Here is a 25,331-nt window from a genome sequence, read left to right as displayed (position 1 = left end):
GGGGCTATCCTATCCCGTCTTTTTAAATACAACGCCTTAAAGCGCTACCAACTCCCTATCGTGGAATAGGACCACCGCGAGCCCGCCCCTCCTCGCCCTCTCCACGATCTCCGAGTCGCCCGACAGCACGGCGCCGCCCACGCGTCTGGCGGCCTCCACGATCGACCTATCTGCGGGGCCCCTCTCGCCGACCACGAAGGGGGCCAACACCCGCACTAGTTTGAGAGCCACCCTCGCCTTCCGGCTTCTGCCAGCTAGAGTCTGTAGCTCCTCCAGAACGGCGTAGGTGGTGAAGAGCGTGTGCTCGGCCAGCACGTCGACGCCCACCCTCCGCTCGACGACGTATAGAAACGACGACGTGTCGACGACCAGCCTCAAAGCTCCACGACGGATATCCCCAACTTCTCGGCGGCTTTCCTGAACGCGTCGGACTTCGCCGTCGCGATGAGCTGGAGCCGCTTCTTCCTAGCCAGGCTCAGGTAGGTCGCCAAGAGCTCCTCGGCGTAGTTGTCGGGCACGGCGAGATCGGCGTCGTCCACGGCCACGACGCTGCCCTCGTTGGAGAGTATCAGCTGGGTCAAGACCGGCAGAACGGCCTTGGTAAAGTTGCCGACATTGTAGGCGTTTGTCCACATGCCGCCTGCCTTGACGTACATGGCGATCCTCCCCGTCGACACGAGCCCGACCCTCACGTCGTCTATTTTGGCCGCCTTGAGGAGGCCGTAGAGGTGGTCTCTGAGGGGCTCGAACTGGGGCTGGGATAGTATGCGCGAGATTTGGTGGGCCGTGTACTGGCCTTCGGGCCCCACGCTTGTGGCCGGCAAGAGGTCCACATGAGTCTCGTAGGTGTATTTCCAGGCGGCCAGTCTCCTGCCGCTTATGAAATAGTAGGCGTCTTTCAGCCCGACTCTCAGATCCAGCAAGATCCTCTCGGCTTTCCTGAACCTCTCGTCGTCGACAGGCCCGCAGGGTATTAGGACGTCCTCGTTCAACACAGCGTAGGGCGCGGTGCAGAGCTCCACGTCGAGGCCCTCGGGATATACCACTCTGCCCCTCTGGCCGCTCTTCGCTACGCGTATCAACTGTTGAAAGTTCTCGTAGATCGCCTGCTCGACGTATCCGCCCTTCGTGGCGTAGGAGTAGCTGTAGCCGTACACCCCGCCTTCGAGGGCCCAATGCGCCTCTATGGTAAACGGCGTCGAGGTATCGCCGCCTCTGTGGATGTCCTCCGCCTCGTGTACTATCAACAAAGGCCCCTCGAACAATATCCACTGCTCCCCCCTGCTCTGCATCAGCATAGAGAGCGCCTCGAGGAGCGACGTCTTGCCGGAATTCGGCGGCCCGAAGAGGAGGGCGTGGCCTTCCAGATCCACGCAACGGTCCAACGCCCTGAAATTCCGGGCGCAGAGCCTCCTCAGCTCCATAACCTCGCCAGCTCGTCCCTATACCGCCTCAACAATCTGTCCAGCTCCTCCGGAGGCGTGTTGGGGTCTATCTCTCTGCATCTGGGGATTATGTGTATGTGGAGGTGCGCCTCGACGCCTGCGCCGGCCGCCCTGCCCACGTTTATCCCCATCAACACATCCTCGCAACCCGTCGCCGCCATAACCGCGCTCTTCACCATATAGGCCTCCCTCAACAAGCCGGCCAGCTCCTCGTCTGTAAGCTCGTCCAGATCGCCCACGTGCTTGTAGGGGGCCACCATCACGTGTCCCCACATATAGGGGTATTTATTCAGCAGACCTATGGAGTATCTGCCTCTATAAAACACGAGGTTCTCCCCGTCGGCCTCGGGCCTCCCTATGTATTCGCAGAAGAAGCACCCCTTCTTGTTCTCCCCGGAGACGATGTACTTGTACCTCCACGGCGTCAGCACCACCCGGAACGCTCCCACCTGCCGTCTTACCCAATGCCTTTATAGGTTTTCCGGCATGAGGATGTTGGGGCCGGGGTAGTCCAAAGGCCGGCTCCGCCGACGCCGCGGGCGAGGCCCCGCGTAGCGGGCTTCAGCCCTGCTCGGCGCGTCTGGCCTTGATCAGTATGAATTTGTCGGACACTATGTCGTATACTATCGAGAAGTCGCCGGCCAGCATACGCGCCAGCTCTACCTTCTCGCCGAAGTCGAGGGATATGCCGTACTGCCGCAACACCTCGTCTAAGTCCGCCGAATCGCCTGCCTTAAGGGAGACGAGCTTGGCCAGAGCCCTTAGATCCATCGTAGATCTCGGCCGTCCGATATTTTTAGGCGACGGTTACGGATTTAAGGGTGGCGCGGATTGTCCGGAGTGTTGACGTTGCCGACGCCTGCGGTGGTGGCTATAGGCAGTAGGGGCGGGAGGCTCGTAGCTTACGACGTGGAGGGCGGGAAGTTCTACGATTTGCCCATAGGACTCGAGGGGATAGACGTCGCGGAGCTCAAGATAGAGGGCTTCAGCGTCAGGTCGCACGTAGCCGTGGCGTCCTACGCAACGTCGTTTATCAAGGCCATCGCCGTCGACGGCGACGCGGAGCTGTTAGACGTTGGGGGGCTTAGGAAGATGCAGCGGGGAGCCGTCACTATCCAGACGGTGAAGGGGCGCGAGTTCGGCAGATGGGACGACGTGTGGAACAAGCTGATCCTGATAGGGGGGCCTGCCGGCGTGTTGGCGATCGGGGCCTCCAGAGCCGGCTCCCTCCTCCATCTGAGCACGGCTAGGACCGACGCCAGACACGTCAAGGCCGTGACGGACTCCCTAGAGCTCTTGAGGAAATTCGGCGAGGTCTCGGTCGCTTGTTCGTGCCGGCTCGGCCTGCTCCCAGTGGAGCTGTTGGCCAGACGCGGCACCGAATACGTCTTGGTCAAAATCTACATGAATATCCAGAACAGGAGAAGCGACGGTGTGGTTGTTATCAAAGGCTCCGGCGGCAACATACACAGGAGATTTATCGGACCTCTAGAAAATCTCAATCTTTTTATCCAGGAGGTCTACCGATCTTGATGGATAGAGTTATCGTCCTTGCAGGCGGTTTTGCCACGAGGCTCAGGCCCCTCAGCTATACCAGGCCCAAGCCCCTCTTCCCCGTGTTGGATAAGCCGCTTATAGACTGGATAGTGGAGGGCGTGAAGGGCATAGCGCCTGTCGTTGTGTCCGCCCGCTACCTCGCCCACATGATCCGCGACCATATCTCGAGGAGGTGGAACGACGTGGCTACCGTGGTCGAGGAGAGTAGGCCGTTGGGAGACGGAGGCGCTGTGGCGTACATAGCCGACATGTTGAGCCTCAACGGCCCGGTGTTGGTGGTCAACGGCGACGTGTTCACCGACGTGGACTATTCAGCCGTCGTGAACGCCCATAAGAAATACGGCGGCGTGGCCACCATAGCCTTCGTCGAGGTGCCGCCGGAGAGCGTGAGCAAATACGGCATAGCCGTGGTCGACGACTCCATGAGGCTAAGAGGCTTCGTGGAGAAGCCGAAGGAGCCGCCGGGAGGTAGCCGGCTCGCCAACGCAGGAGTCTACGTCTTCGAGGCGGAGGCCCTTAAGGCCATACCTAGAAGGAGAGGCGAGGTCAAGATAGCGAAGGACCTCATACCGGCTCTCCTGGAGAAACACGATATATATGTCTATATACATAGAGGGATCTGGCACGACATAGGGACCCCTGCCGACTATCTGAAGGCCAACTTCGCGGCGCTCGACAAGTGGGGAGGCGTAGCCGAGAGGGCAGGCGCGGAGATCACGCCGCCTGTCTATATTGCCGGAGACGTAGAGATAGGCGAGGGCGCCTCCATAGGCCCCTACGTGGTGTTGGGGTCGGGCTCCAGAGTGGGCAAATATTCCAGAATAAGGAACAGCGTGTTGATGAGGGGAGCGTCGGTGGAGCCGGGCTCCCACATATCGGGTAGCATAATAGGCGAGGAGAGCTATATAGGGAGGTGGGCCCGCATAGTCGACGCTGTGATAGCCGACGGCGTCTACGTCAGAGACGAGGTGTCGGTCGGGAGGAACTCGTCAGTGGGCCCCAACAGAGAAGTCGTGGAGGACGTGCCGGAGGGCTCCACTCTGCCCTGATCAGCGCTTTTAACCCCATTCACGCCGTCCTCCAGCCTGGCCTCATCACCTAGGCGTTATGGACCTTGCTTAAAATAGTGCGCAACGCCTTCTCGACATCGGTCTTAGTCCGTATTTTCTTCTTGAAGACATCGCCGGCGTCCGCGACGATGCGGTTGCCCTCTATGTATATTCTGGCCGTCGAAGTCGGAGATATATAGGGTCTGAAAACCAGCCGCCTCTCCTCTACCTGCAACGGGCCCGTGTAGGAGTAGTACCGCGATTTCGTCGCCTTGGCTATCAACGACATAAGCCTGGCCAGAACTCTGCCGGCTCTGGCCACCTCCTCGTCGTCTATCTTCTCCTCGCTCTCCTTGCCAACTACGGCAGAATAGAGGCTCTTGGTCTCGAGGTGGTACTGCATCAAGAACGCAGCCCTATCGCCGATCAGTGAAATAGATCGGACGTAGGGGCTGACCACTACGGAAAGCAACGGCCCCTTAGAGCCTCTCGAGCGGGTCGACCCCATTTGGACATTTGTACTGCATCTTCCTGGCGCACACGTCGCAGAACATATGGCCCGTCTTCTTACAAAGGTATCTATCCTCGTAGAGGTAGAGCCTTCTGCCGCATCGGCTACACCTCCCGACCATCAAGGTCTTTATAGGGTAGACCACGAACCGCCCGTTGACGGGCCTATTTAAATTTTGGCTAGGCCTTCCTTACGCCGAGCTTTAGGACGACCTTCCCGCCGTCCTGGACCAGCCTGGCCTTCTCGGTGGCTAGGAGATAGGCGAGCGCCTTGTTGGGATCCGCGCCGGCCTCCCTACACCGCTCCACAAACGACGAGATCTCCTCTCCGTCCTTCAGCTCCACCTCGGCGATGGCCGGCGAGTCGAGCCTAAGGACGCCCTTGACGAGCACCTCCAGCTCCTCGTATATGTCCGCCAGCTTTCCGAGCACTTCGACCACGGCGCCTAGCTCCCTCATGACTTGCGCCACAGCCTCGTTTAACTCCTCATCGTCATAGCGCCTAGCGGCTCTGTCGAGATCCCTCAAAGACCTGGCGAGATCTCTCACCAAGTCCATATTCTGAGGACTCTGTCCAACGTATTAGGGTGTGTCTTAACTAAGAACTTCAGCCGCGAGTAGGCCGGATATAATACCTCCTCGACGACCTCGTTCCACCCGACCTTCAACAAGCCGGTGGCCAGGTGTCTGGAGCCGGCGTATCTATCCGCCTCGTACTCGTAGAGGCGTATCAATGCCGTGTAGAGCAGAGACGCGCCGATTAGATGAATTCCTATTAAATAAAGCGATATATTAGCATATATATAATTAATTAAATATATTCTTAAAATAAATTCACTTATTAGAAATAAAAGAATTTTATACATATGGTGAAGCCTTATATGGCCTTCCTCATGCTTCAAGGCCGCCTCTATTTCCTCCGGCTTCAGCCTCGCGAGGAGCCCGGTGGTGGCGAGTATAATACTGCCGAAGGGCGTCTCGAAAGACATGGCGTTGGCCGTACGGTCCTTGACCACGCATATGCCCCTGGCCTTGAAGTGGTAGGCCTCGTATTCGCCAAGTATAGCGGGGTTTTCTAAAATCTCTTTTTTGTTCTTTTTAAGAAAATTTAAATCTTTATATTTAGTTTTTATTATAGTTATATAATCTACTTTAATACATTTACTTTTTAAATATAGAAATAAAGCGATATAGCTGGCGATAATCGCGGAAATCCCAACCACGAGCTGTAGAGACAGATGGTGCACGAGCAGGGCCGGCGGCATGGAGATCAGAAACGGGAGGAATAGAAATAGGGGGTTGACCTTGATTTCCGGTGGCTCGATCAACTTGCCCGATTTCCAAGCCCCAATTATGGCCACGTTATATCTGTCATCTCTCGCGAGCTCTCGTAGATATAGGAGATATGCGGCCCGTGCCCTCAAGCTACGGAGCTTTGGTCTGTTGACCTCTATGATCTCGCCGTCGGCTAATATGACGCCGTCTCTTACTTCGAGTCTCGAGCCCAAGCCCAACCTCCTCCACTGGTCGCTCAAGTCGATATACACAAGGCGGGAGGAAAGCCCTAATATATTGCCGGCGATTACTGTAACTTTTCGGACTCCAGTATCTCCAGGACTTTGTCGGTCTCGTACTTTTCAAGGAGATCCCAGAGCTTGCCCGATCGATAGAGGCCGTAGACTTTGCCCCTGGCGCTCCTCTTAATGACTGCGATATAGCCGCGGTGGACGAGCTCGTCGAGGAACCCGCGTATCATGACCGTTTTTGCCCTTATATCCTTCCTGCTATATATGCTTAGGTCTTGGGCGATTTTAGATGGGCGGAATGTTATCAAGTTGCCCTTTGCGTTCTTTGCTTGATCTTGCAAAAACTGTATAGTGATTCTTTTTATTACATAGGAATCGAGCTTATCGGAATATTTGTAAATTGTACGAAAGCCTTCCATAGATCATTAGAATTCACCTCTTATTTATGCATTTCTTTTCTATTTAAGCATTTTAGATTTTCTATAAAAATTATTTTCTCTTTTATTTCATCGAGGGTTTTTTCTATGTATGACAACTTATAATTTAGATAATTAAAATAAATCTCGCAAGTTTCCATCTCGTCGATATCAATGCCCAATATCTTCAGTGTGTTAATAATCTGTTTAATTACTTCATCTCTATCTTTCATATTTCTTAAATAAATTTATAAATTTTTATAATTTTATCATTTATTATAATAGATGAATTATTCACTTTAAAGTTATACGATATATGTGGTTTAACGAGTATAATGTTTGTATGCGCCATTACATCCGGTGGCGGCAGTATATTGGTGACCAGAACAACTCTAATGCCGTATTTGGCCATTTCAGTAATTATGTGCCTTATGATATTTAGATTTAAAATATTTTGAGCTTCATCGACTATTAATATTAATTTTATATTTTTTGTAATAGACATATTTCTAAATTTATTGTATATAAAGGTCAGAATTAATGATATTATTAGAATCTTCTCCTCAACTAATGATAGACTAGATAAATCAATTGTTATATTTTTATTGTACTTAATAATAAAATCAAGTGGAATTCTTCCTTTGTCTAATGCATCGAGAATGTACTCAAGCCTACGTAGTATGGCCGCCTTCATTTCAGTCTCGCTCTTCGTGGTTGTCAGATACGAATCTATCGCCGTCAGCAGATCTTTCGGCCGCTTAACCTCTTGATCCTTTATAGATCTATATAGAAAGTAAATAGATGGCTCATTTAGATTTAATGATATACCAATTAATTCTGCTAAGATTTTCTTATTTATATTTGATATATCTAGTTTTAATTTAGAGGCATTTATCTTAAGGCCTAGGCTGTACTCGCCGTTCCAGTCCATCACGACGACCTTCTTTCCGCTACGGCTTGCTATCTTCTTGGCGAGGGTAGTCTTGCCCGATCGGGTGGGCCCTATTATGGTTATATGTTTGTCGAGAGGCAGATAGACGAGGCCGCCGGAGCCGAGGCCTACGAACACCTCGTCGTCTCTCCAGATGTATGTAGCGAGAGCCAGCGATACGAGCGCCGTGAGGGCTATGTCGATCATCTTGTCGGCGCCTCTCTCAATACTGCAGAGTTGGCGAACCACTTGGGCATCGCCCAGCGGTATTTCCAGAACCTGTCGTCGACAGCCGCCACGTATTTTTCTCGGTTTTCTAGGCCTCTCATGACTCTGCCCATGGCTTGTACGGAGTTGCTGACCGCCGCGAAGAGCAACACATATTTGAAGCCCGATAGCCCTAGCCTGTCGACGATCTGCATTTTGGCCTTCAACCAACTATCTGTCACGTTAGGTATGGGGAATCCGACGAGGATTGCCGCGTCCGCATCCACGTTGACGCCTTCAGAGAGCGGGCTCCCGAAATAGGTGATCACTATGTGTGGTATATCCCCAAGCGGCCTATCTGATAACGGATATTCTCTAAGTTTGACTTTATAATATTCATATAATTTCTTATTAGGAAGAAATAATATAATTTTATTAAAAACAGAAAAAGTATCGTTTAATATCTTTTTAATAAGTAATACAGTCGACTTGCTTATTCTATTTATATACCTTATTTTTATAGGATATATATCAATTACTAAATTTTCAAAAAATATATTATCATTATTTATATAGTTTATATCAAGAAATTTAATGAATATCTCAGAAAAAGGTTTAGTTACAGATGCGCTCGCCAATAGAACGTTTCTTCCTTTCAGGAGCTCTCCCATTATGGGTAGCAAGACGCACCGCCGGGCGTGTGGGTCGCATATCATATCTGATGGAACGTCCTTCTCGACAAGCAGGTCGTGCAGCAGGAGGTTGTGCGCCTCGTCGATTATGACCAGATCGCTTTCCCTCAAGAGATCGGCGATAGACGATAGATATTCTTGGCTTTCAAGATAGGCAATAGGCAACACCGCTATCTTGCTCTGGCGCCCTATAGCTTGTAAGTACTCGTAGGGACATACGCCGGCGTTGTAAATATCGTCTATTTTAGCGAATTTTCTATTTATATATTTATATCGAGCTTTACATATTCCACGTTCCCGAAGCAAGAGGCACTCGGTCGCCGTCCTCGCGCCGAATTTACATAAGGAGGATCTACCGAACATCAGCGCGGCGCTCCCGCCGTACTCGGCTATATAAGAATAGACCTGTAGAGCCTCTAGGTGCGATCTAACAAAGAATAGGGTCCTCCCGCCGTGTTCTACAGCAACCTTGGCGAGCCTCCTGCTTTTGCCGAAGCCGGGCGGCGCCTGCAGTAGCGTCCTCACGCAATGTCGCAAGCCTTTAGAGCAACTACGACTTCTCTATCTCGTCGAGCAGCCGCCTTATGGTATCGCCGAGCTTGCTCTCCGAGATCTCCTCAAGCTCTAGGCAGTTGCGGAGAATGCCGGAGAATAGGGCCTTGGCGACGTCCTTATCCCTCTCGCGCAATAGTCTGTATTTCTCCATCAACTCTCCGGTCAGTATCTGTTCGGTCTTGTTAGGATCCTCGGCGATTAGATGCTCCAGGTCTCTGAGCTCGTCGACAACGTCGTCGAGGAGGTTGACGAATTCAGCCGGCTTGTTGGATAGGTCTACGTTGACGTAGGCCCTATTTACGCAGTATCTGACAAAGCGGTACTGTAGCGCCTTGAGCGGGTCCATTATTGTTTAGGCTTGACTAAGACGGTGCCGTCCTCCCTCTTCTCGATAACCACATCCACATAGCGCGGCGGCCTCTCTCTGCTCCGGGACCAAATCGCGACGTTGAGGGAAGGGTCTATCTTCACCTTGCCGACCTCGGTCTTCATGTGTCTCGCCGCGAACTCCCTTATTATCGCCACGGCTCTCTTGGCCCTCCGAGTGCGGGCCGCCCAGTAGGCCCTGCGGAGGCTTATCCTGTATTCCCTCGACGCGACGACCTTGGCCTCCTCGGACATGGCTCACCGCAAGAACCACCTTTTTAAGCCTTGAGCTTCGCCCGCCTCCAGTACCTCCTGGCGGGCGACCTCGTCACTCGGTTCTTGGTCTTCAGCCTCACCCAGGCCGGGGGATCTCTGTTAGATTTCAAAGCCGCCGCGAGCCTTAACTTTCTCCCCAACGCCTTGTTGCGCGCCATGTCCCCGCCGGCGTCGGCCCTTTTTAAAGATTTCCCTAGAAACGAAATCTATACTCCTTCCTGCTCCTCTCGTATATCTGGGCCAAGATCTCCTTGAGGTCGTCGTCCGTTATGGGCAACTTGACCCTACCGCTGGCGGCTAGAGATATGAGCTGTTGCTCCAATGCCTCCACCAACTCCGGTCTCACAATTCTGAGGTTGTCCAGCCGCGCGAGGGCTTCCGGAGTCAATATCCTTTTCAGAGCAAGCCGCCTCTGGGCAGCCAGCTCCTCGGCCCTCCTCCGAGCCTCTGCCTGCTCTTGCATCTCCCTAAGCTTCTTCTCTCGTAGCCTCTCCAGCTCCTCGTCGCCGCCCTCGGCGGCCATTACTCCTTAGGCGGGGCCAGATATTTGGCTAGCTCCGGCCTGGCCTTAACAAGCTCCTTCGCGATCTTCGTTGCGATCCTATCCACGAGCGATCTCCCCTCGGGGGTGAGGACGCGTCCTCTCTTGGTCCTCGCCACTATGCCGGCTTGCTCGAGCTGGTGCAAGAGCTTCCTGATCACGGCGCCGCCCGCCTTCCTCGTCCTCTCGCTCCTCATCCCCTGGCCGACCTTAGCCCTATATCCGTAGTACGTCCTCAACCTGGACAGCCCCACCGGCCCGTCCAAGTACAGCCTCCTGACTATGGACGCGGCCCTCACGTACCACCAATCGTCGTCCATAGGCGGCCGGTCCTTATTGGCGCCGGTCTTCACGTAGGCGGCCCACACAGGCGGCTTGACCTGGGCAACGTTCGTCTTCAGATACGCGGCCAGCTCCTTGATTAACAGATCCGCGGGCACGTCCTTGACCGAAACCACGTCCCCGCCTTCGACGGCCTATTTAAAACTTTTCCCCAGCTGGATCTAGCAAAAAGTTTTTATAGAGAGCTCCGATAGCGAGGCCATGCGCTTTTGCCCCAACGACGGCTCTCTACTCGTGCCGGTCAAGAAAGGGTCGGCCACCGTGTTGCGCTGTCCTAAATGCGGCTACGAGGAGCCGGTCAACGACGCGGCTAGATCGGCCTATAGGTCTAAATCCGCCGTCGAGAGGAGGAACGAGATACTCGTCGCAGACGCCGTGGCGGAGACTCTGCCCAAGACGAAGGCCGTATGTCCCAAATGCGGCAACGAGGAGGCCTACGTCTGGATGCAACAGACGAGGGCGGCCGACGAACCCCCCACGCGTTTCTACAGATGCACCAGATGTGGATATACCTGGAGAGAATACGCCTGATATTACAAGCCAAAGCTTATATTTAGCGACGCATCTGTCCACATGGCGAAATACACCATCACGTACTCCGACGCCAAGGAGTGGTCCTACATCCTCGACTCCATAGCGGTTCTGGTGGAGGAGGCCGCCTTCGTCTTTCGGCAAGACGGCCTAGCCCTAAGATCTCTAGACCCCTCGCGGACGGCCATGGTAGACCTCTTCATACCTAAGGAGGGCTTCGAGGAGTACCCGGAGCTCCAGTCGGAGGTCAGGATGGGGATAAACTTCAAGGACTTCAGGAAGCTCCTCAGAAGGCTCAAGAAAGGCGACAAGATCTCTCTGGAGGTCGAGGAGTCCAAGCTCAGGGTGAAGCTCATAGGCAAGTCCACCCGCTCCATAACGCTTCCCCTGATCGAGGCCGCCGCAGAGGAGTTGCCCACGCCCAAGGTGGTCTACACCGCCACGGTGAAGACCGCCAGCGATGTGTTGAGCCAAGCGCTTAAAGATGCCGACGCGGTCGCCGACTCGGTAAAGTTCGACGTAGACGAGGAGGCCCTCTACATAAGGGCGTCGAGCGACAGAGGCGAGGTGGAGGTGAAGCTCGACAAGGGCGGAGAGCTCGTATACGAATTCGACGTCAAGGAGCCGGCAAGCGCCACGTTCTCGCTGGAGTACCTCGTGGATATAGCCGGCAAGGCCTCCAAGGTCAGCGATATAGTCACTGTGGAGCTCGCCACGGCCAAGCCCATATCCCTAACCTTCGATATACCGGCTGGAGGAAAGCTGACGTACTTCGTGGCGCCGCATATAGAACAGTAGATCTGGGGAAAAAGAGGGATTATTTCTCTTGGGCTATCCGCAGATCGACCCCTATCGTCTCGGGGCCTAGCAACGCTGCGATGCCGTAGACGACGCCGGCCAATATCAGCCAGAAAGCCGCCACGAACCATATATTGCCGTCCTCTATGGGCTTAAACAGATTGTAGAGCGGTATCGAGTAGAGCGGCATCCACGCGCTTATGAATATGCCGGAGCTGTAGCCGAAACCGACGCCGCTGGCCCTCCTCTGGGTTGCGAAACGCTCGGAGAGGTACACCGGGACGAGGCCCCAAGGCCATTGGGTCAGCCAGCCGGCGAGGGCCGCTCCGAGGTAGAGCAGGGCGACGTTGTTCGTGGCCGCGCCAAGATACCAGACGTAGAACGCGGGGATTGCGAGAATCGCCGAAACCACGCCGGCTATGACTAAGGCCTTTCTCCTGCCCAAGAAGTCCGACGAGAAGCCCCACAGAGTTGCCGCTATGGCGGCGATGACGCCGGACACCCCGTAGTAGTAGCTGGCGGCGCCCTGCGCCAGACCGGCCTTCTCAAGGATGCCGGTGGCGAAATAGAATAGGGAATAGCTGCTGAAGAAGAGGCCTGTCATGAATACGAAGACCGACAAGAAGGTCCAGAGAGCGGGAGGTCTAAATAGGCTGAAGAACGGCACCTTCTCCAGCTGTCCCTTGTTCTTGGCCTCCGAGAACACGGGCGTGTCGGGCATGGCGAACCTTATATAGAGCGCGACCACAGCCGGTATCAGCCCGGTGAGGAATACATATCTCCACGCGTACGCCTGCATGGCGGCTTGCCCGAAGTAGGCGGTAAACGCGGCGACCACGAAGCCGCCCAGCGCGACGCCCCAGCTGAACGCGCCCTGGACTATGCCGCTGACGAGGCCCCTCCATCTAGGGGCGGAGTACTCCATGGCGAATGGGTGGCCCGCCGCGTACTCGCCGCCCACGAAGATGCCGAGGATGAACCTTAAGGCCGAATATATCCAGAAGGCGGCCCAGCCGGCTTGCGCGTACGTCGGTATCGCCGCGGTCAAGGCGCTGGCCGTGGAATAGCCCACTATGGTTATCATCAAAGTATCGCGCCTCCCCCACCTATCTGCGAGGTTCCCGAAGATCGCGCTGCCTAGAGGCCTCGCTATCATGGTGAACGCGTAGCCCAGCAACGTTATGAAGTAGCCGACCACCTCCTTCGAGAGCGTCGGAGGTAGCAAGACCGCCGCCAACGTCGACGTCATGGCGGTCACGAACGTCAGATCGTAGGCGTCTAGGAAGAACCCCAAAAACTGCGAAAATATGGCGCTTGCTGCCTTCGGGGGCCATTTATAGTGTTCTGGTGTCCATTGAACCATAGGATTGGGAATATATGGTTATAAATATATTGCTCTAAGATGGATGTTAATATCTCTCACGAGTTTAATTTCAGAAAGCATCGATAATACCGACGGCTGTTTTTATGCGGCTGTGGCGTCCGTGATATGGCTATGAAATTCCTCGAGGCTTTGTTTAGGAACTACTACAGGAACGCCCAGCTGGACGTGCCGGAGATAGAGAGGCGCGAGGTGGGCTATCTGACGATGGACGGCGCCATGGTTAGGCACAAGTCGTTCAGATCGCTGGAGGACCTCAGATCGTTCTGCGTCGATAGGCCGCCTCTAGGGCTCTACTACTCGGCGGCGCTCTATGAAAGGCCGGACGAGAAGGACATGGACGCCAAGGGGTGGCTGGGCGCCGACCTCGTATTCGACATAGACGGGGACCACCTGGACACGCCGAACTGCAGAGGCATGGAGCTCCTCAACTACGGATGTCTCGAGGACGCTAAGGAGGAGGCCTTGAAGCTTCTCGACGCCTTGAGGAACGAGCTGGGCCTCGAGGGGTTGCCGGTCTACTCGGGCCATAGGGGGTTCCACGTACACGTAAGGGCCGAGGAGGTCAGAGGGCTCGACGCCGGCGAGCGGAGGAGGCTTGTGGACTTTCTAGTGGGGCGCAACCTCGACTTGTCGAAGTTCGAGGCGAGGGTCGGGAGGAGGGCGGTCAAGCTATACGTCGAGGAGCCTGTGGGGAGCCTCGCGAGGCTCATGCGCGGCCTCGACGACGGTAGCTACTCGATAAGGATAGACGAGGTCGTGACGGCGGACGTGCACAGGCTCATCAGAGCTCCCGGCTCCCTCAACAACAAGACGGGCTTCATCGCGCTTCCCCTCTCCTATTCAGATCTGGATAGGGATGCGGAGACCATCGTGGAGAGGGCTCTCGCCTTCAAGAAGGGCGAGATCCTCATAAGGCTTAAGGAGCCTGTGGAGGAGGTCCTCGGCGTCGAGATAGGCCGAGAGGAGGCCGTAGTGCCGACCTACATAGCGGTGTACCTACACCTGCAAGGCAGAGCCGAGATACAGGCTGAGGCCGGTAGGGACGTCCGGGGGCGGCGGAGAGGGCGTGGCGGATAGGCGCGGCCGCCGGGCGTTGCCAAGAGGGGCTATATATTAAATAGGCTTGAAGATATCTCGTGCTCGGCGAGATATACGCCTGGCTTGAGGCAGAGATGAACGCCAAGCTTTTAGCCAAGCCGCCTGCCCCCTCCTACGCAGAGCTCGTAAATAGGCTGAACGAGGAGCTGAGAAGGACGGCGTTGCCTCCAGCGTTGGAGGAGGGCATACGGATACAGTTGGCCAGAGCTCTGGCCTCTATAATAGAGCTTAGGGTCAGAAAAATCGCCGCGGAGCTATATCAGGGGAGGGAGCCCCGCGATTTGACCGCAGAGGAGGAGAGGCTGTGGGGTTCCCTTAAGAGGGTCTTGGAGATGCCGGCGAAAGCCTCCGGAAGATACGAGATAGTGGTTTTCCTGGACAAATTCCCGATTATCTCTACTTCCGATTTCAAGCAGATAGGGCCGTTCAACAAGGGCGATCTGGCGAAGATACCTACTGAGGACGCGCGGGAGTTGGAGGCCAAGGGAGTCGTAAGGCGGTTTAAATTGACCTAGTCGAGCGACCTGATTATATTACCGAGGATCTGGGCCTTGCCGCCCGTCGGTTGGACTAAGACCCTGCCGCAGACGAGGCATCTGACGACCATCGAGGCGTGGCTAAACACCACCTGTTCGTTCCCGCAGTCGGGACAACGTATCCTCAAGAACTTGGTGCGGGGTTGCGGTATTAACACCTTGGAGAACCGGGGCGGCATATCAGACCAGCTCTACCCTCTTCATTCTCCCTAGGGACTTGTGTAGCTTATAACCGCATTTAGAACAGGTAAGCACTAGGGAGATCTTTTTGTTGACCTTGGCGAACCTCTTCTGCTTCGGCTTCGGCGAGGAGCCGTATCCCTTGAGCTTCCTGTTGTACCTCCTCTGGCCCTCTGCGAGCTCCCGCCTCTTGCCTTGATGGTATATGGAGACGCTGTGCTCGGTGTATGTGTTGCACCTCGGGCAGTACGCCATCACCTTCTTAGGAAAACGCATGGCCCGCCAGACATGCCCAGCTTAAAAACATTGCGCCAGTTAGCACGGGCGTAGGTCCACGACTGTGGTGTTTATCCTCGGCGTGCCTCCGTAGGGGTTCGGCGTTCCGTCGACTACCGCGTTCACCGGCCGCCCCTCGGCATCTCTCGGGATTCCTCTCATCAGCAAGACTCCGCGCGGGACGGCGGGATCTGCGACGAGCCTCACCTTGACCGATACGCCGTCTCTCTCCAGACAGGCGTAATCGCCCTTGAGGTCTTCCGGGTTCACGTACACCACCGGCGGCGGGGCGCCGTACTCCTTGAAGAACTGGGTGTTCGTGTGCAGAGGCTCCGAGGTGAAGGTCAAGACGTATCCGGCGGCCGGCCTAGCGTAGGCGGGCAGAGGGCTGGCCCCCCTCCTCTCGGCCGACGTGCTGTAGAACTCGAGCTTGCCCGACGGCGTGTTGAAGCGCATCGGATCCCCGCGCCTCAACACGACGACGCCTCTAGCCCTCAGCTCAGCCAGACTCACGCCGGCCGGCCTTAAGGCCCTGTCCACCGCGTCCCAAGGATCTTCGGCCATCAACACGTGGTGCCCGAGGCCCAACGCCTTCGCCACCTCCCTAACCACCCAGTGCTCGGGCCTGGACTCGCCCACCGGCTGCGCAACAGCTCTATTGTATACCAGCAGGTTGTGCCAGTAGCTGTACATCACGTCGTCCTTCTCGAGATATGAGGGGGCCGGGAGCACCAGATCGGCGCACTCGGCCGTCTCGTTGAGGATCAGGTCGTGGATAGCCAGAAATAGGTCGCCGCGGCGCGCCGACTCGCATATCCTGTCGCCCTGGGGGAGCGTCATGACGGGGTTGGAATTCCAGACGTACATGACGTCGAATTTATCCACGGCGTTGCCTAAGAGGCCCATGGGCACCACTGACGAGGGCCTCCCGGCGTGTAGGCCCCTCAAGTAGTCGAAGTCGATACCCCAAGCCCCCGAGTTCGAGTAAAAGAACCCCAGCGGGTCGCCCAAAAGCCCGTGTATCAACGAGATGGCCCTCACTGCCTCGCCGCCGTTAAGGGTCCTCCCGAGCGAGAAGCCTATCACGGTCTTCGCCCCCGACTCGTAGAGGTCTGCGAGCTTCTTCAAAGTCTGGGGATCGACGCCGGCCTCAGCCTCCACGTACTGCGGATCGAACCGCTGGACGTACTCAGCGAATTTCTCGAAGCCGTAGGAGTACCGCTCAACGAAATGCCGGTCGTAGGACCCCCGCGAGATCAGCTCCCTCGCGATCCCCAGCGCGAGGACCACGTCGGTGCCGGGCCTCACGACGACCGGGAGATCCGCCGCCTTCAAGGTCTCCGTCAGCGCCACGTCGACGGCCGCTATGGTCGCGCGGGCCCTTTTGGCCAAAGCCCAGCCGTGTATGAAGCTGATCGCCGCGTTGACGCCCCAGAAGACGACCGCCCTGGCCGCCGCGAGCTCCTCGGGCAACATGCCCCAGCTACGGCCCCAGTGGAGCTTCAAGGCGGCGTGGCCCTCGGCGCTACATATGGAGTAGTCCGTCGAAGCCGTCCCCAACGCGTTGAAGAGGCGGGCGGGGTAGTACCAGGTCAAGAGTCCCTGGTTCCCGTCGTACTCCACGTGTATCACCCTTCGCGGATCCGCCGATCTGAGCCTCTCCGCGAGCTCGGCGATAGCCCTATTCCACCCTACCTCGATGAAGTTCCCCCCGCTCCTCAACAACGGCCTCTTGATGCGCCTCTCGGAGTAAAGCCTCTTGACGTCGGCCCTCCCGCGGGGGCACGTGAAGCCGAGGACCGGGAACCACCTCGCCGGCCTTAAATCCGCCAGCTTCCCGCCTGCAACTATCGGCTCGAACACGCAGGTGTCGTAGCAGTCGCGGGTACACGCAATTAGGCCCACGCGCGTGCGATGGCCATATTTAATAACTGCGCGCGTCCCGGCGACATGGCTAGGCTACCCGGATACGAGGAGGTGGTGAGGGCTTTAGCCAAGGCGTCCGGCCTTCCGCATCTGGCCGAGGTGCCCATCTACGTCGTCTATTCGGGCTCGCGGTCGAGGGCGTACGCCAGGATATGGGGCCTCTCTAAGCCTCTGCAGGAGGCCCTGGGCATCGGCCCTCTATACGTCGTCGAGCTGTTGCGCCCCTTCTGGGATCTCGACTGCGAGGGGAAGACGAAGGTATTGGCGCACGAGCTGGCCCACATACCGCGCACCGCCAGCGGCGCCTTGAGGCCCCACAACGCCTACTTCCGGAGGGACTACAAGGCGATATTGAGGAGGGCCGGGGAGATCTGCGACGCCATCAAGGAGCTGGACCGAGCGGGAAGGCCCTCTCTCTGAGTATCGCCAAGGCCGCGTAGACGCCGCCGGCCATTAATATCGCCGCCGACGCGCCGACCAGAGGGCCGTATCCGGTCAGCCGCAACACGCTAGCCGTTATGGGTATCAACGGGAGGTATTGGGGCCATCTGGGGACTTGCCGCAGAAACACCGACGGCAAGAACCAGGGTATACACAGGCTGAACATAATCACCGATATGCCCATGTAGAGGAAGTGGTGGGCGGGGAGGCCCAGGAAGCTCAGCGGGGAGAGCAGAGGCAACAGTCTGCCGACGGCGGTGCCCCACGAGTAGGGCTCGCGCGATATGTGGAACCCCCTCACCAAGGCCAGAAACGCCGCGAACACTAGCGCAGTTGATATGGGTTGCGGCGCCGGGGAGAACACAAGCGCTAGATAGACGGCGGCGAACGCAGCCGCCGCGGGGAGGCCCACGTAGATCTTCCTCTTAGCAGAATCGACGCGCAACATGAGGCTCATGGCGGAGGCCGCCGGGAACGACATGACGATCTGCCAGGGGGATCTGGCGAGGGCGAGCGCGGCGAGCCCCGCGACCGTTATTAAATTGGGCGGCGCGTTCCTGCCTCTGAAGCCCGGCGCATATAGCGCTATGTAGAGCGCCGAAAAGGGGGCCCAGGAGAACGGCACGCGAGCGTATCCGCCGACGAGGCCCGCCGCGAACAGAGCCAGGAGGACGTAGCTCAACGGCCTCTTCGGCATAGTGTTGGTGAACGCCGGGTGTTGCAGATACATGACGGAGAGGTAGAACGCGAGGAGGCCCCACACCATGAAGTCGCCGTGTAGCTCCACGGAGAGGCGGGGCGCGGCGAGGCCGGCCATGAAGAGGGCGAAGGAGAGGGCGAGAGCTATCTGCGAGGCCCTCACCAGGTCGATATTAGCGTGGAAATACTCCCTCGCGGGGCCCCTCCCTATCCTGTACCACATATACGGCGCCTCCTCCCTTGCTTAAAAACATAGGCGCGAGCGTTTTTAATGCCTGCCCGAGATAGGCCATGTACTACATAGCGGACGAGAAGCTGAGATCGGCCGTCGAGAAGTTCGGAGTCGAGAAGACCATGGCTTGCAGGACACTGTACCAGCTCGTCAAGCTCTACAAGGCAGGCCTCGTGACGGAGTCTGTGGGGAAGAGGGCCGAGGCCATGTTGGGCGAGATGTGCCCAAAGGAGCTGATAGACGTCGTGGCCCAGACCACCGACTAGCCGAACTTCTTCTCCAGGAGCTTGTATATGACGTACTTCATCACCTCGTTGGTCCCCTCCCCTATCTCCAGTATCTTCGAGTCCCTATAAAACATCTCCGCCTTGCTGTCCTTGCTGTAGCCGAAGCCGCCTTCCATCTGCACGGCCCTCCGCGTCACGTCGACGGCAAGGCGGGCGGCTTGTAGTTTGGCCACGTGCGACATCAGCAAGAAGTCAGGCGACTTCGTGTCGTAGAGATACGCCGCGTAGTAGGCGAGCGTCTTCGCGGTCTCTATGGAGGCCAGCATCTCGGCGAGCTCGAACTGCGCGTTCTGCATCTCTATAAGCCTCTTGCCGAAGAGCTCCCGGCTCCTGGCCCAGCCGAGGGCCTCCTCGAAGGCCCCCCTCGCAACTCCCACGGCAACTCCCGATATGGCCACCCTCCCGACGTCCAGCGTGTGCATGATTATCTTCCACCCGCCGTTAACCTCGCCGACGACGTCGTCGTCGCCGACAACGCAGTCGTTGAACTTAAGCTCGGCCGTGCCCGTCCCCCTAACGCCCATGACCTCTATGGGCGTCGCCTCGACGCATCTGCTCCTCGGCAGGAGGAAGACGGTTATGGCCTTGTGGCGGGCCTCCCGCGGCCCCGTCCTGGCCGCAAGGAGGTAGTAGTCGGCGTAGTAGCCGTTGGTTATCCACATCTTGTGGCCGTTTATCACCCACTCGCCGCCCCTCCTCTCGGCCTTGGTCTGTATGGCTGCGGCGTCCGAGCCGCAACAGGGCTCCGAAAGGGCGAAGGCGCCTATCTTATCGCCTGCGGCGACCTTGGGCAAGACCTCGTCTTTCTGCCTCTTAGAGGCGAAGTTGTTCACAGCGTCGGCGAAGAGTATGCCGTATGCCTCTACCAACAAGCTGAACCCGCCGCTGACGCGGCCCAGCTCCTCGAGGACTACGACAGCCGCCCTCAGATCTCCCCCGCCTCCTCCGTACTCGGCCGGCACGGTCGGCGTGAGGATGCCCAGCTTGCCCGCCTCCTTAATGGTCTCGCGGGGGTAGTAGTTCTCTCTATCCATCCTGCGCGCGATTGGATCGACGTACTTCTCGGCGAAATCGCGGGCCGACTTCCTGATAAGCTCGTGCTCCTCGGTCAAAAGGCTCATGCCTCCTCGAAATATTCGATATCAGTAACCAGACCCCTCCTCTCGTCGCGCCACTTGGGCCTTACCTTCATGCCCACCCTAGGCTTGTCGGTCTTCACATAGTGTATGAGGCCGCCCTCGACGCCGGGGAACCTTATGAAGGCCAGCACTTTCTTCTCCTTCAACGGCTCGCCGTAGAAATCCCTCTCGATCACCGTGTAGCTCTCGACGACGCCGACGGGCGCCACCTCCCGTAGCTCCTTGACCTCCTCGAAGTCGTATGGGCAGTACATCTTCGGCGGGAGGAACAGGCGGCCGCACTTGGGGCAGTACGCCGCGGTTATCTTGCCCGACTTGAGGGCCTCCAGCCACTTAGTGCCGATAGGGCCAGCGGTGTAGACGTATGCCTCTATCTCCATCACTTCGGGGAACTGCTTGACCCGCCTCATGGCCTCACCACCTCGAAGCATTCTATATCGGTGATGGACCCGGTTCTCTGCTCCGGCGGCTTCCACTTGGCCTTTACCCTAGCCCCGAATATCCTCATGGACTTCACGTCGTCCTCCGACGCGCCGCAGATGTAGTGCATCAAGCCGGGGAAGAAGTGGTCGTCGAACTGGCGGCCCGGGACGTCGAGCTTTATAACGCCCACGGCCACCGGCTTCTCGAGCCTGGCCCTTGTAGCCGATATATAGCTCAGGACAGCAGTCACCACGACGCCTTCGTCCCGAGCCTCAATCCACCCGTCTACCTCTCTGAAGCAGTAGGAGCAGTACATACGCGGCGGGACGAACACCCTGCCGCACTTGGCGCAGTAGGTGCCGAGGATCTTCCCCTCCTTCAAGCCCGCGAGGAACCGCCCGAGCGCCTGCCCCGTCGTGTAGTTGTAACGCGCCTTGCCTACCACCGGGAACTCGAACACCGGGAAGTCGACCTTCTCGTACTTGGTGCCTCTCGGATTTAGGGGCTTAGTCGCGCCGCTCATATCCCCATCACTATCACTGTTCCTGCCTGCATTAGGTCGCCCCACGCCTGCGCCAGCCCCGTATACACCGGCTTCTTCACCTGCCTCGCGCCGGCCTCGCCCCTCACCTGCCAGAATATCTCCGCGACCTTCATGAGGCCTGCGGCGGCTATGGGATTGCCCACGCCCAACAAGCCGCCCGACGGGTTTATGGGCAGGTCTCCGTCCCTCTGCGTCACGCCCTCTCTGGTCAGAATAGGCGCCTCGCATTTCTTGGCCAAACCGAGGCCCTCCATGTGGTGGAGCTCCTTGTAGTCGAAGGGGTCGTAGGGCTCGGCCACATCTATCTGCTTCCTCGGGTTGTCTATGCCCGCCATGCGGTAGGCCATCTCGGCGGCGCGGCGCACGTATTCCGGATAGGCCAGATCGCGGTTGGTCCAGTGTGTCGTGTCGAGCGTCCACCCTATCCCCTTGACCCACACCGGCGTGTCGGTTATCCTCCTCGCCTCCTCCTCGCTGGCGAGGACCAAGGCCGCGGCCCCGTCGGTCGTCGGGGATATGTCGTATAGCTGGACCGGCCAGACCAACACCTCGCTTTTGAGCACGTCGTCGACGGTTATGTTGGGCATACACAGCTGGGCCGATGGGTGGCCGCAGGCGTTGCGCTTGTTCTTGACCGAGACCAACGCTATGTCCTCCTTCTTGACGTTGCACTTATGCATGTACCGGTGCATCTCCATAGCGAATATCCAGATCAAGTTGGGGTTGAGGGGCTTCTCCACTATGGGATCCCATATGTAGCGGAAGACGTATTGGGTGTGGGGCTTCGCGGCGTGGCTCATCTTCTCCTCAGCCACGGCCAACACCCTCTTGCAGAGCCCTGAGGCCACGTGCCACCACGCCGCAATGGGGACGAAGACGCCTGTGGCACCTCCGACGAACACCCTCACGGTCGGCTTGTGGATGCCGCCGGCGCCCTCAGCTAAGTATTCGCCCTTCATGTGAACTCCGTCGAAGGCGTCCGGCGCGCTTCCGATGACGACGCAGTCTATATCCTTGAGCGTCAAGCCGGCCTCGTCCAGCGCTTGCTTAGCCGCGAGCCACGCCAGCTCCTGGGGCGTCTCCAGCATTCTGCTTCTGAACAGCGTCATGCCGGCGCCTACCACGGCCACTCTGTGCTTGAAGTTGATGTTACGGCCCGTCATAGCCTCAGCACAGCCACGACACTTGTAGTGGTGGGGACGCCTCTCCAGCTGTGCACCACCGCCACATCCCGCCTATCTACCTCCGCCTTAAAGTCGCCTCTCATGACGGCGACGGCGTAGCTCAGCCTCGCCAGTCCGTGCACCTCGAAGGGAACGCCCTCGGCCAGAGCTCCCCCGCTGAGATTTACGGGCAATCTCCCGCCGGGACAGAAGGCGCCGTCCACCAACAGATCCTTGGCGGTTCCCTTAGGGGCCAGCCTAAGAGCCTCGATGTGCTGGAGCTCCTTGAAGCTGTATCGGTTGTCCACCTCGGCGAAGCCCACCTCCTTGGCGGGATCCGCGATTTTGGCCTGCATATACGCGCCGTCGGCTGCCTCCCTGGCGTGGTGCGGAAAAGCCCAGTCGTGGTACTCCAGAGTTGAGATCTCCGTAGACCACCAGACCCCATCCACCCACACGGGTGTGTCGGTGAAGTCCCTAACTACTCTGTCGGAGGCCAGCACTACGACGACGGCGGCGTCTACGAACTTGGCTATGTCGGCCTCTTTTAGGGGATCCACCACGGTGGGAGTAGACGCTCTCGATCTGCCCGGCGATGCGTATACGGCGCGGGGGTTTTTGGCGCCGGCCCTATGGGCCTTCTCCACCACAGCCTCTAGGTGCCCCTCCTCGACGCCGTACTTAGCCATGTAGGACCTGGCCTCCAAGGCCGCCAATGCGTGTACGTTCTCCAGCCCCAGAGGCCGCACGGAGATGGGATCCGTGGCTGTGAACATAACCTCGTTGAGCGTGACGACGTCGGAGGGCTTTCCATGAGACTCGACCACAACGACGTCGAAAAGGCCAGACTTGATCATCATATATGCCTGCCCCACGCACTGAAGCCCGTCGCCAGTCACGGTGTACACCGCCTTCATCGCGCCGCCGACAGGATCGGGCGCGAACTCGTCGGATATGGATATGCCCTCCCAGAAGTCCTCTTGGCACGAGATAAACGCGTCCACGTCTTTACGCGGGTCGAGCCCGCCGGCGTCCTCGTAAGCCCTCTGCGCCGCCTTGAACATCATTTCGCGGAACGAGTAGTCGACAACTTCGGGCTGGAACCCGAACCAGCCCACACCTGCAATCCCTACCCTCATTAACTATAAAGGAAATGCTGATTATTTAACAGTTGGCAGTACAACTTAATTAAAATCGATTATACCGCCCTCTTGATCTCCTCGATGGCGTCGGGGTTCTCCAAGGCCGACAGATCGCCGGGGTTGCGGCCTAGGTAGACGGCCCTTATGACCCTCCTCATGATCTTGGCGTTGCGCGTCTTCGGCAACATCTTGACAAACTTTATATCCTCCACCGCGCCGAAGGCCTTCCCCAAAGCCTCCTCGGTGAGCTTTATGAGCTCGCGCCTCAAGGCCTCGCTGGGCTCGTAGCCCGGCTTCAGCACCACGAAACATATGGGGACCTCGCCCTTGACCTCGTGGGGGACGCCTATACAGGCGGACTCAGCCACGGCGGGGTGGGCGTTGAGGACGGTCTCAATCTCGGCGGGGCCCAGACGCTTCCCAGCCACCTTTATAGTGTCGTCGGCCCTCCCCAAGATGTAGAAGTAGCCGTCTTGGTCGACCATGGCGGCGTCGCCGTGGGCCCACACGCCGGGCCACTTGCTCCAGTACGTATCCAGATAGCGTTGCGGATCCCTCCAGAAGCCCCTAGTCATGCCGGGCCACACCGACAGGACGACCAGCTCTCCCTCCACGCCCGGAGGAGCCGGCCTGCCGTCCTCGGCGAAGACCGCGGCCTTGGTGCCTATGCTGGCGCCGTTGAAGGAGCTCGGCTTTATGGGCTTGACCACGTAGCAGCCCAATATGCCTCCCGAGATCTCCGTGCCGCCCGAGTAGTTTATTATAGGTATCCTCCCCCTGCCCATCTTGTACAGCCAGAGCCAGCTCTCGACGTCTATGGGCTCGCCTGTGTTGCCGAACGCCTCAAGACGGTCTAACTGCCCGGGCTCCGCCGACGCGCCTATGCTTCTGAGATACCTAGTGAGAGTTGCGGCGAGGCCTAACGACTTGACCCTAAACCTCTCCACAAAGCGCCACAGCCTGTCCTTGGGGTAGTCGGGAGCCCCCTCGAAGAACGCCATAGAGCCCCTGAGGAGGTACGCCGCGAAGACCATCCAAGGCCCCATCATCCAGCCCATGTCGGTCACCCAGCTCAACGTATCGCCTCTGCCTATGTCGAAGTGGAAATAGACGTCGGCGGCCGCCTTTATGGGGAATCCGTCGTGTGTGTGGACGGTGCCCTTGGGCTTCCCGGTGGTGCCCGAGGTGTAGATGATCATGACGGGGTCCTCCGAAGATGCCCTCTCGACGTAGTCCCCGCCCGTCCTGAACACGTCTGAGAGCGGGACGTAGCCGCTCGGCCTTCCGGCCCTCTCATGCACCACCACGTGCCTCACGCTTTGCGTTAGGCCGGCCTTGAGCTCCGACAGCATGTCTATCTCCTTACCTCTGCGGTACGACACGTCCGAGGCGAAGACGAACTTGGCCTCGCTGTCCTCTAGCCTAACTCTGATGGCCTCCTTGCCGAAGCCGCTGAAGAGAGGCACTATTATGCCGCCAGCCCTTATGGCGCCCAGCATGACCGGCACTATCTCGGGCACCATGGGCATAAAGACCGCGACGCGGTCCCCCTTCTCCAAGCCGTTGCGTTTGAGCCAGCTAGCCACGGCCCTGGCCTTGTAGAGCACCTCCGAGTAGCTCCAGATCGCCGTAGTGCCGTCCTCCCCCTCCCATTTGACCAAGGGATCCGCCGAGTCGTCTAGCTGGTCGGCTATGTTTATACGCCCCCCTACAAACCACCGCGGCCACTGGACCCCCCGCGAGAGATCCAGAACCTTTCCGTACTCCTCGTACCACCTAAGCCTCAGTATTTCGCGGTCGAAGGAAGCCCAAAACTCGTCGGGTTTCTCGTAGGTATAGGCAATGAACTCTTCGAGAGTTTTGAAGCCGTGAATAGACATATATTTAGCAACATTAGAATTTTCTAGGTGGTTTCTTTCGGGTCTCCAGACCTCCATCAATTAATTTCCTACTTAAACTTTTAAATATTTACGCTATGTATGTAGTCGGTATAATAACTATAACATCATATAATATGACTAAAATAAACTTAAATATAATAAAAATATATATTAATATAAAATTATATATAGAAATTCAGAATTAATCGTAATTATTTATCTAGCCGAATGCGCACGCG

36 protein-coding genes are annotated in these 25,331 nt (G+C 57.3%); 8 read left to right on the top strand and 28 right to left on the bottom strand.

What is annotated here, in order from left to right:
* Window positions 1–36 precede the first annotated feature (36 nt).
* The 4 genes from TUZN_RS01130 to TUZN_RS01115 all read right to left on the bottom strand — a co-directional run bounded on the left by TUZN_RS01130 (window position 37) and on the right by TUZN_RS01115 (window position 2,216).
* Window positions 37–378 carry a PIN domain-containing protein gene (locus TUZN_RS01130; RefSeq protein ID WP_013679078.1) on the bottom strand — a complete coding sequence of 114 codons (342 nt, stop codon included), beginning with the start codon at window positions 376–378 and terminating at the stop codon, window positions 37–39.
* Window positions 375–1,424, bottom strand: a complete 1,050-nt coding sequence (locus TUZN_RS01125; protein WP_013679077.1) for an ATP-binding protein — start codon at window positions 1,422–1,424, stop codon at window positions 375–377. Before TUZN_RS01125 ends, TUZN_RS01130 begins: the two co-directional genes overlap by 4 nt.
* On the bottom strand, window positions 1,415–1,894 hold the full coding sequence (locus tag TUZN_RS01120; RefSeq protein WP_148678544.1) for an HIT family protein: 480 nt from the start codon (window positions 1,892–1,894) through the stop codon (window positions 1,415–1,417). The genes TUZN_RS01125 and TUZN_RS01120 overlap by 10 nt, the downstream gene beginning before the upstream one ends.
* 112 nt (window positions 1,895–2,006) lie before the next feature.
* Window positions 2,007–2,216, bottom strand: coding sequence for a hypothetical protein (locus tag TUZN_RS01115; protein ID WP_013679075.1), 210 nt, complete (start codon window positions 2,214–2,216; stop codon window positions 2,007–2,009).
* A 69-nt stretch (window positions 2,217–2,285) separates the two neighbouring features.
* Here TUZN_RS01115 and TUZN_RS01110 point away from each other — a divergent pair, with 69 nt between their 5' ends.
* Window positions 2,286–2,978, top strand: a complete 693-nt coding sequence (locus TUZN_RS01110; protein ID WP_013679074.1) for a hypothetical protein — start codon at window positions 2,286–2,288, stop codon at window positions 2,976–2,978.
* Entirely contained in the window at window positions 2,978–4,051 is a 1,074-nt protein-coding gene (locus tag TUZN_RS01105; RefSeq protein WP_013679073.1) for a nucleotidyltransferase family protein, read from the top strand. The genes TUZN_RS01110 and TUZN_RS01105 overlap by 1 nt, the downstream gene beginning before the upstream one ends.
* Before the next feature lie 49 nt (window positions 4,052–4,100).
* On the opposite strand, the gene TUZN_RS01100 is transcribed toward TUZN_RS01105, so the two are convergent.
* Genes TUZN_RS01100 through TUZN_RS01045 form a run of 13 tightly spaced genes read right to left on the bottom strand, consistent with a single transcriptional unit; the run spans window position 4,101 to window position 10,529 of the window.
* Window positions 4,101–4,523: a hypothetical protein gene (locus TUZN_RS01100; protein ID WP_237698245.1), complete on the bottom strand. Its 423-nt coding sequence runs from the start codon at window positions 4,521–4,523 to the stop codon at window positions 4,101–4,103.
* 7 nt (window positions 4,524–4,530) lie between these two features.
* Window positions 4,531–4,707 carry an FYVE zinc finger domain-containing protein gene (locus TUZN_RS11315; RefSeq protein WP_013679071.1) on the bottom strand — a complete coding sequence of 59 codons (177 nt, stop codon included), beginning with the start codon at window positions 4,705–4,707 and terminating at the stop codon, window positions 4,531–4,533.
* A 34-nt stretch (window positions 4,708–4,741) separates the two neighbouring features.
* Window positions 4,742–5,119 carry a hypothetical protein gene (locus tag TUZN_RS01095; protein WP_013679070.1) on the bottom strand — a complete coding sequence of 126 codons (378 nt, stop codon included), beginning with the start codon at window positions 5,117–5,119 and terminating at the stop codon, window positions 4,742–4,744.
* Complete coding sequence (locus tag TUZN_RS01090; RefSeq protein ID WP_013679069.1) at window positions 5,107–6,108, bottom strand: M48 family metallopeptidase; 1,002 nt, start codon at window positions 6,106–6,108, stop codon at window positions 5,107–5,109. Before TUZN_RS01090 ends, TUZN_RS01095 begins: the two co-directional genes overlap by 13 nt.
* Before the next feature lie 35 nt (window positions 6,109–6,143).
* Window positions 6,144–6,506 carry a hypothetical protein gene (locus tag TUZN_RS01085; RefSeq protein WP_013679068.1) on the bottom strand — a complete coding sequence of 121 codons (363 nt, stop codon included), beginning with the start codon at window positions 6,504–6,506 and terminating at the stop codon, window positions 6,144–6,146.
* Window positions 6,507–6,526: 20 nt separating this feature from the next.
* A complete protein-coding gene (locus tag TUZN_RS01080) occupies window positions 6,527–6,736 on the bottom strand; it encodes a hypothetical protein (RefSeq protein WP_013679067.1) in 210 nt (69 codons plus the stop codon).
* A 5-nt stretch (window positions 6,737–6,741) separates the two neighbouring features.
* Window positions 6,742–7,641: an ATP-binding protein gene (locus tag TUZN_RS01075; RefSeq protein WP_013679066.1), complete on the bottom strand. Its 900-nt coding sequence runs from the start codon at window positions 7,639–7,641 to the stop codon at window positions 6,742–6,744.
* Window positions 7,638–8,858 carry a helicase C-terminal domain-containing protein gene (locus tag TUZN_RS01070; protein ID WP_013679065.1) on the bottom strand — a complete coding sequence of 407 codons (1,221 nt, stop codon included), beginning with the start codon at window positions 8,856–8,858 and terminating at the stop codon, window positions 7,638–7,640. The genes TUZN_RS01075 and TUZN_RS01070 overlap by 4 nt, the downstream gene beginning before the upstream one ends.
* A gap of 25 nt (window positions 8,859–8,883) precedes the next feature.
* The gene (locus TUZN_RS01065) at window positions 8,884–9,234 is read right to left on the bottom strand and encodes a hypothetical protein (protein WP_013679064.1); all 351 of its coding nucleotides are present in this window, start codon (window positions 9,232–9,234) and stop codon (window positions 8,884–8,886) included.
* Complete coding sequence (locus tag TUZN_RS01060) at window positions 9,234–9,509, bottom strand: 50S ribosomal protein L31e (RefSeq protein WP_013679063.1); 276 nt, start codon at window positions 9,507–9,509, stop codon at window positions 9,234–9,236. The genes TUZN_RS01065 and TUZN_RS01060 overlap by 1 nt, the downstream gene beginning before the upstream one ends.
* Before the next feature lie 23 nt (window positions 9,510–9,532).
* Entirely contained in the window at window positions 9,533–9,688 is a 156-nt protein-coding gene (locus tag TUZN_RS01055; protein ID WP_013679062.1) for a 50S ribosomal protein L39e, read from the bottom strand.
* Window positions 9,689–9,723: 35 nt separating this feature from the next.
* On the bottom strand, window positions 9,724–10,053 hold the full coding sequence (locus TUZN_RS01050; RefSeq protein ID WP_013679061.1) for a DNA-binding protein: 330 nt from the start codon (window positions 10,051–10,053) through the stop codon (window positions 9,724–9,726).
* Window positions 10,053–10,529 (bottom strand): 30S ribosomal protein S19e, encoded by a 477-nt coding sequence (locus TUZN_RS01045; RefSeq protein ID WP_013679060.1) that lies wholly within the window; start codon window positions 10,527–10,529, stop codon window positions 10,053–10,055. The genes TUZN_RS01050 and TUZN_RS01045 overlap by 1 nt, the downstream gene beginning before the upstream one ends.
* 85 nt (window positions 10,530–10,614) lie before the next feature.
* Between TUZN_RS01045 and TUZN_RS01040 the strand changes: the two genes are divergently transcribed.
* Both TUZN_RS01040 and pcn read left to right on the top strand, forming a co-directional pair.
* Window positions 10,615–10,944, top strand: a complete 330-nt coding sequence (locus TUZN_RS01040; RefSeq protein ID WP_052885994.1) for a transcription factor S — start codon at window positions 10,615–10,617, stop codon at window positions 10,942–10,944.
* Window positions 10,945–10,986: 42 nt separating this feature from the next.
* Window positions 10,987–11,742: a proliferating cell nuclear antigen (pcna) gene (gene pcn / locus TUZN_RS01035; protein WP_013679058.1), complete on the top strand. Its 756-nt coding sequence runs from the start codon at window positions 10,987–10,989 to the stop codon at window positions 11,740–11,742.
* A 19-nt stretch (window positions 11,743–11,761) separates the two neighbouring features.
* Here the strand turns inward: pcn and TUZN_RS01030 are convergent, their stop codons facing one another.
* Window positions 11,762–13,105: an MFS transporter gene (locus TUZN_RS01030; protein WP_052885993.1), complete on the bottom strand. Its 1,344-nt coding sequence runs from the start codon at window positions 13,103–13,105 to the stop codon at window positions 11,762–11,764.
* Window positions 13,106–13,231: 126 nt separating this feature from the next.
* Here TUZN_RS01030 and TUZN_RS01025 point away from each other — a divergent pair, with 126 nt between their 5' ends.
* Complete coding sequence (locus TUZN_RS01025; RefSeq protein WP_013679056.1) at window positions 13,232–14,203, top strand: DNA primase small subunit domain-containing protein; 972 nt, start codon at window positions 13,232–13,234, stop codon at window positions 14,201–14,203.
* Window positions 14,204–14,262: 59 nt separating this feature from the next.
* Window positions 14,263–14,739 (top strand): DNA replication complex GINS family protein, encoded by a 477-nt coding sequence (locus TUZN_RS01020; RefSeq protein ID WP_013679055.1) that lies wholly within the window; start codon window positions 14,263–14,265, stop codon window positions 14,737–14,739.
* Here the strand turns inward: TUZN_RS01020 and TUZN_RS01015 are convergent.
* The 3 genes from TUZN_RS01015 to TUZN_RS01005 are packed head-to-tail and all read right to left on the bottom strand — an operon-like array spanning window position 14,736 to window position 17,121.
* Window positions 14,736–14,939 (bottom strand): 30S ribosomal protein S27e, encoded by a 204-nt coding sequence (locus TUZN_RS01015; protein WP_013679054.1) that lies wholly within the window; start codon window positions 14,937–14,939, stop codon window positions 14,736–14,738. The two genes, TUZN_RS01020 and TUZN_RS01015, sit on opposite strands and share 4 nt — an antisense overlap.
* A gap of 1 nt (window position 14,940) precedes the next feature.
* A complete protein-coding gene (locus TUZN_RS01010) occupies window positions 14,941–15,216 on the bottom strand; it encodes a 50S ribosomal protein L44e (RefSeq protein ID WP_052885992.1) in 276 nt (91 codons plus the stop codon).
* A gap of 39 nt (window positions 15,217–15,255) precedes the next feature.
* Window positions 15,256–17,121 carry a molybdopterin-dependent oxidoreductase gene (locus TUZN_RS01005; protein ID WP_052885991.1) on the bottom strand — a complete coding sequence of 622 codons (1,866 nt, stop codon included), beginning with the start codon at window positions 17,119–17,121 and terminating at the stop codon, window positions 15,256–15,258.
* Window positions 17,122–17,166: 45 nt separating this feature from the next.
* On the opposite strand from TUZN_RS01005, the gene TUZN_RS01000 reads away from it, so the two are divergent.
* A complete protein-coding gene (locus TUZN_RS01000; RefSeq protein ID WP_013679051.1) occupies window positions 17,167–17,562 on the top strand; it encodes a putative metallopeptidase in 396 nt (131 codons plus the stop codon).
* Here the strand turns inward: TUZN_RS01000 and TUZN_RS00995 are convergent.
* The gene (locus TUZN_RS00995) at window positions 17,525–18,505 is read right to left on the bottom strand and encodes a hypothetical protein (protein WP_013679050.1); all 981 of its coding nucleotides are present in this window, start codon (window positions 18,503–18,505) and stop codon (window positions 17,525–17,527) included. The genes TUZN_RS01000 and TUZN_RS00995 overlap by 38 nt on opposite strands.
* A 68-nt stretch (window positions 18,506–18,573) precedes the next feature.
* On the opposite strand from TUZN_RS00995, the gene TUZN_RS00990 reads away from it, so the two are divergent.
* Complete coding sequence (locus TUZN_RS00990) at window positions 18,574–18,780, top strand: hypothetical protein (RefSeq protein WP_013679049.1); 207 nt, start codon at window positions 18,574–18,576, stop codon at window positions 18,778–18,780.
* Here the strand turns inward: TUZN_RS00990 and TUZN_RS00985 are convergent.
* From TUZN_RS00985 to TUZN_RS00960, 6 genes are read right to left on the bottom strand one after another with little or no spacing between them, the layout of a single operon-like run.
* Entirely contained in the window at window positions 18,777–19,922 is a 1,146-nt protein-coding gene (locus TUZN_RS00985) for an acyl-CoA dehydrogenase family protein (protein WP_013679048.1), read from the bottom strand. The two genes, TUZN_RS00990 and TUZN_RS00985, sit on opposite strands and share 4 nt — an antisense overlap.
* On the bottom strand, window positions 19,919–20,350 hold the full coding sequence (locus TUZN_RS00980) for a Zn-ribbon domain-containing OB-fold protein (RefSeq protein ID WP_013679047.1): 432 nt from the start codon (window positions 20,348–20,350) through the stop codon (window positions 19,919–19,921). The genes TUZN_RS00985 and TUZN_RS00980 overlap by 4 nt, the downstream gene beginning before the upstream one ends.
* Entirely contained in the window at window positions 20,347–20,886 is a 540-nt protein-coding gene (locus TUZN_RS00975) for a Zn-ribbon domain-containing OB-fold protein (RefSeq protein ID WP_013679046.1), read from the bottom strand. Before TUZN_RS00975 ends, TUZN_RS00980 begins: the two co-directional genes overlap by 4 nt.
* A complete protein-coding gene (locus tag TUZN_RS00970) occupies window positions 20,883–22,070 on the bottom strand; it encodes a thiolase domain-containing protein (protein ID WP_013679045.1) in 1,188 nt (395 codons plus the stop codon). Before TUZN_RS00970 ends, TUZN_RS00975 begins: the two co-directional genes overlap by 4 nt.
* Window positions 22,067–23,209 carry a thiolase domain-containing protein gene (locus TUZN_RS00965; RefSeq protein WP_052885990.1) on the bottom strand — a complete coding sequence of 381 codons (1,143 nt, stop codon included), beginning with the start codon at window positions 23,207–23,209 and terminating at the stop codon, window positions 22,067–22,069. The genes TUZN_RS00970 and TUZN_RS00965 overlap by 4 nt, the downstream gene beginning before the upstream one ends.
* Window positions 23,210–23,268: 59 nt before the next feature.
* Complete coding sequence (locus TUZN_RS00960) at window positions 23,269–25,149, bottom strand: AMP-binding protein (RefSeq protein ID WP_013679043.1); 1,881 nt, start codon at window positions 25,147–25,149, stop codon at window positions 23,269–23,271.
* Between the last annotated feature and the right edge of the window lie 182 nt (window positions 25,150–25,331).

Source organism: Thermoproteus uzoniensis 768-20 (assembly GCF_000193375.1).
Classification (GTDB): Archaea; Thermoproteota; Thermoprotei; order Thermoproteales; family Thermoproteaceae; genus Thermoproteus; species Thermoproteus uzoniensis_A.
Note: the sequence above shows the minus strand (reverse complement) of the source record. Positions and strands in the feature narration are given on the sequence as shown.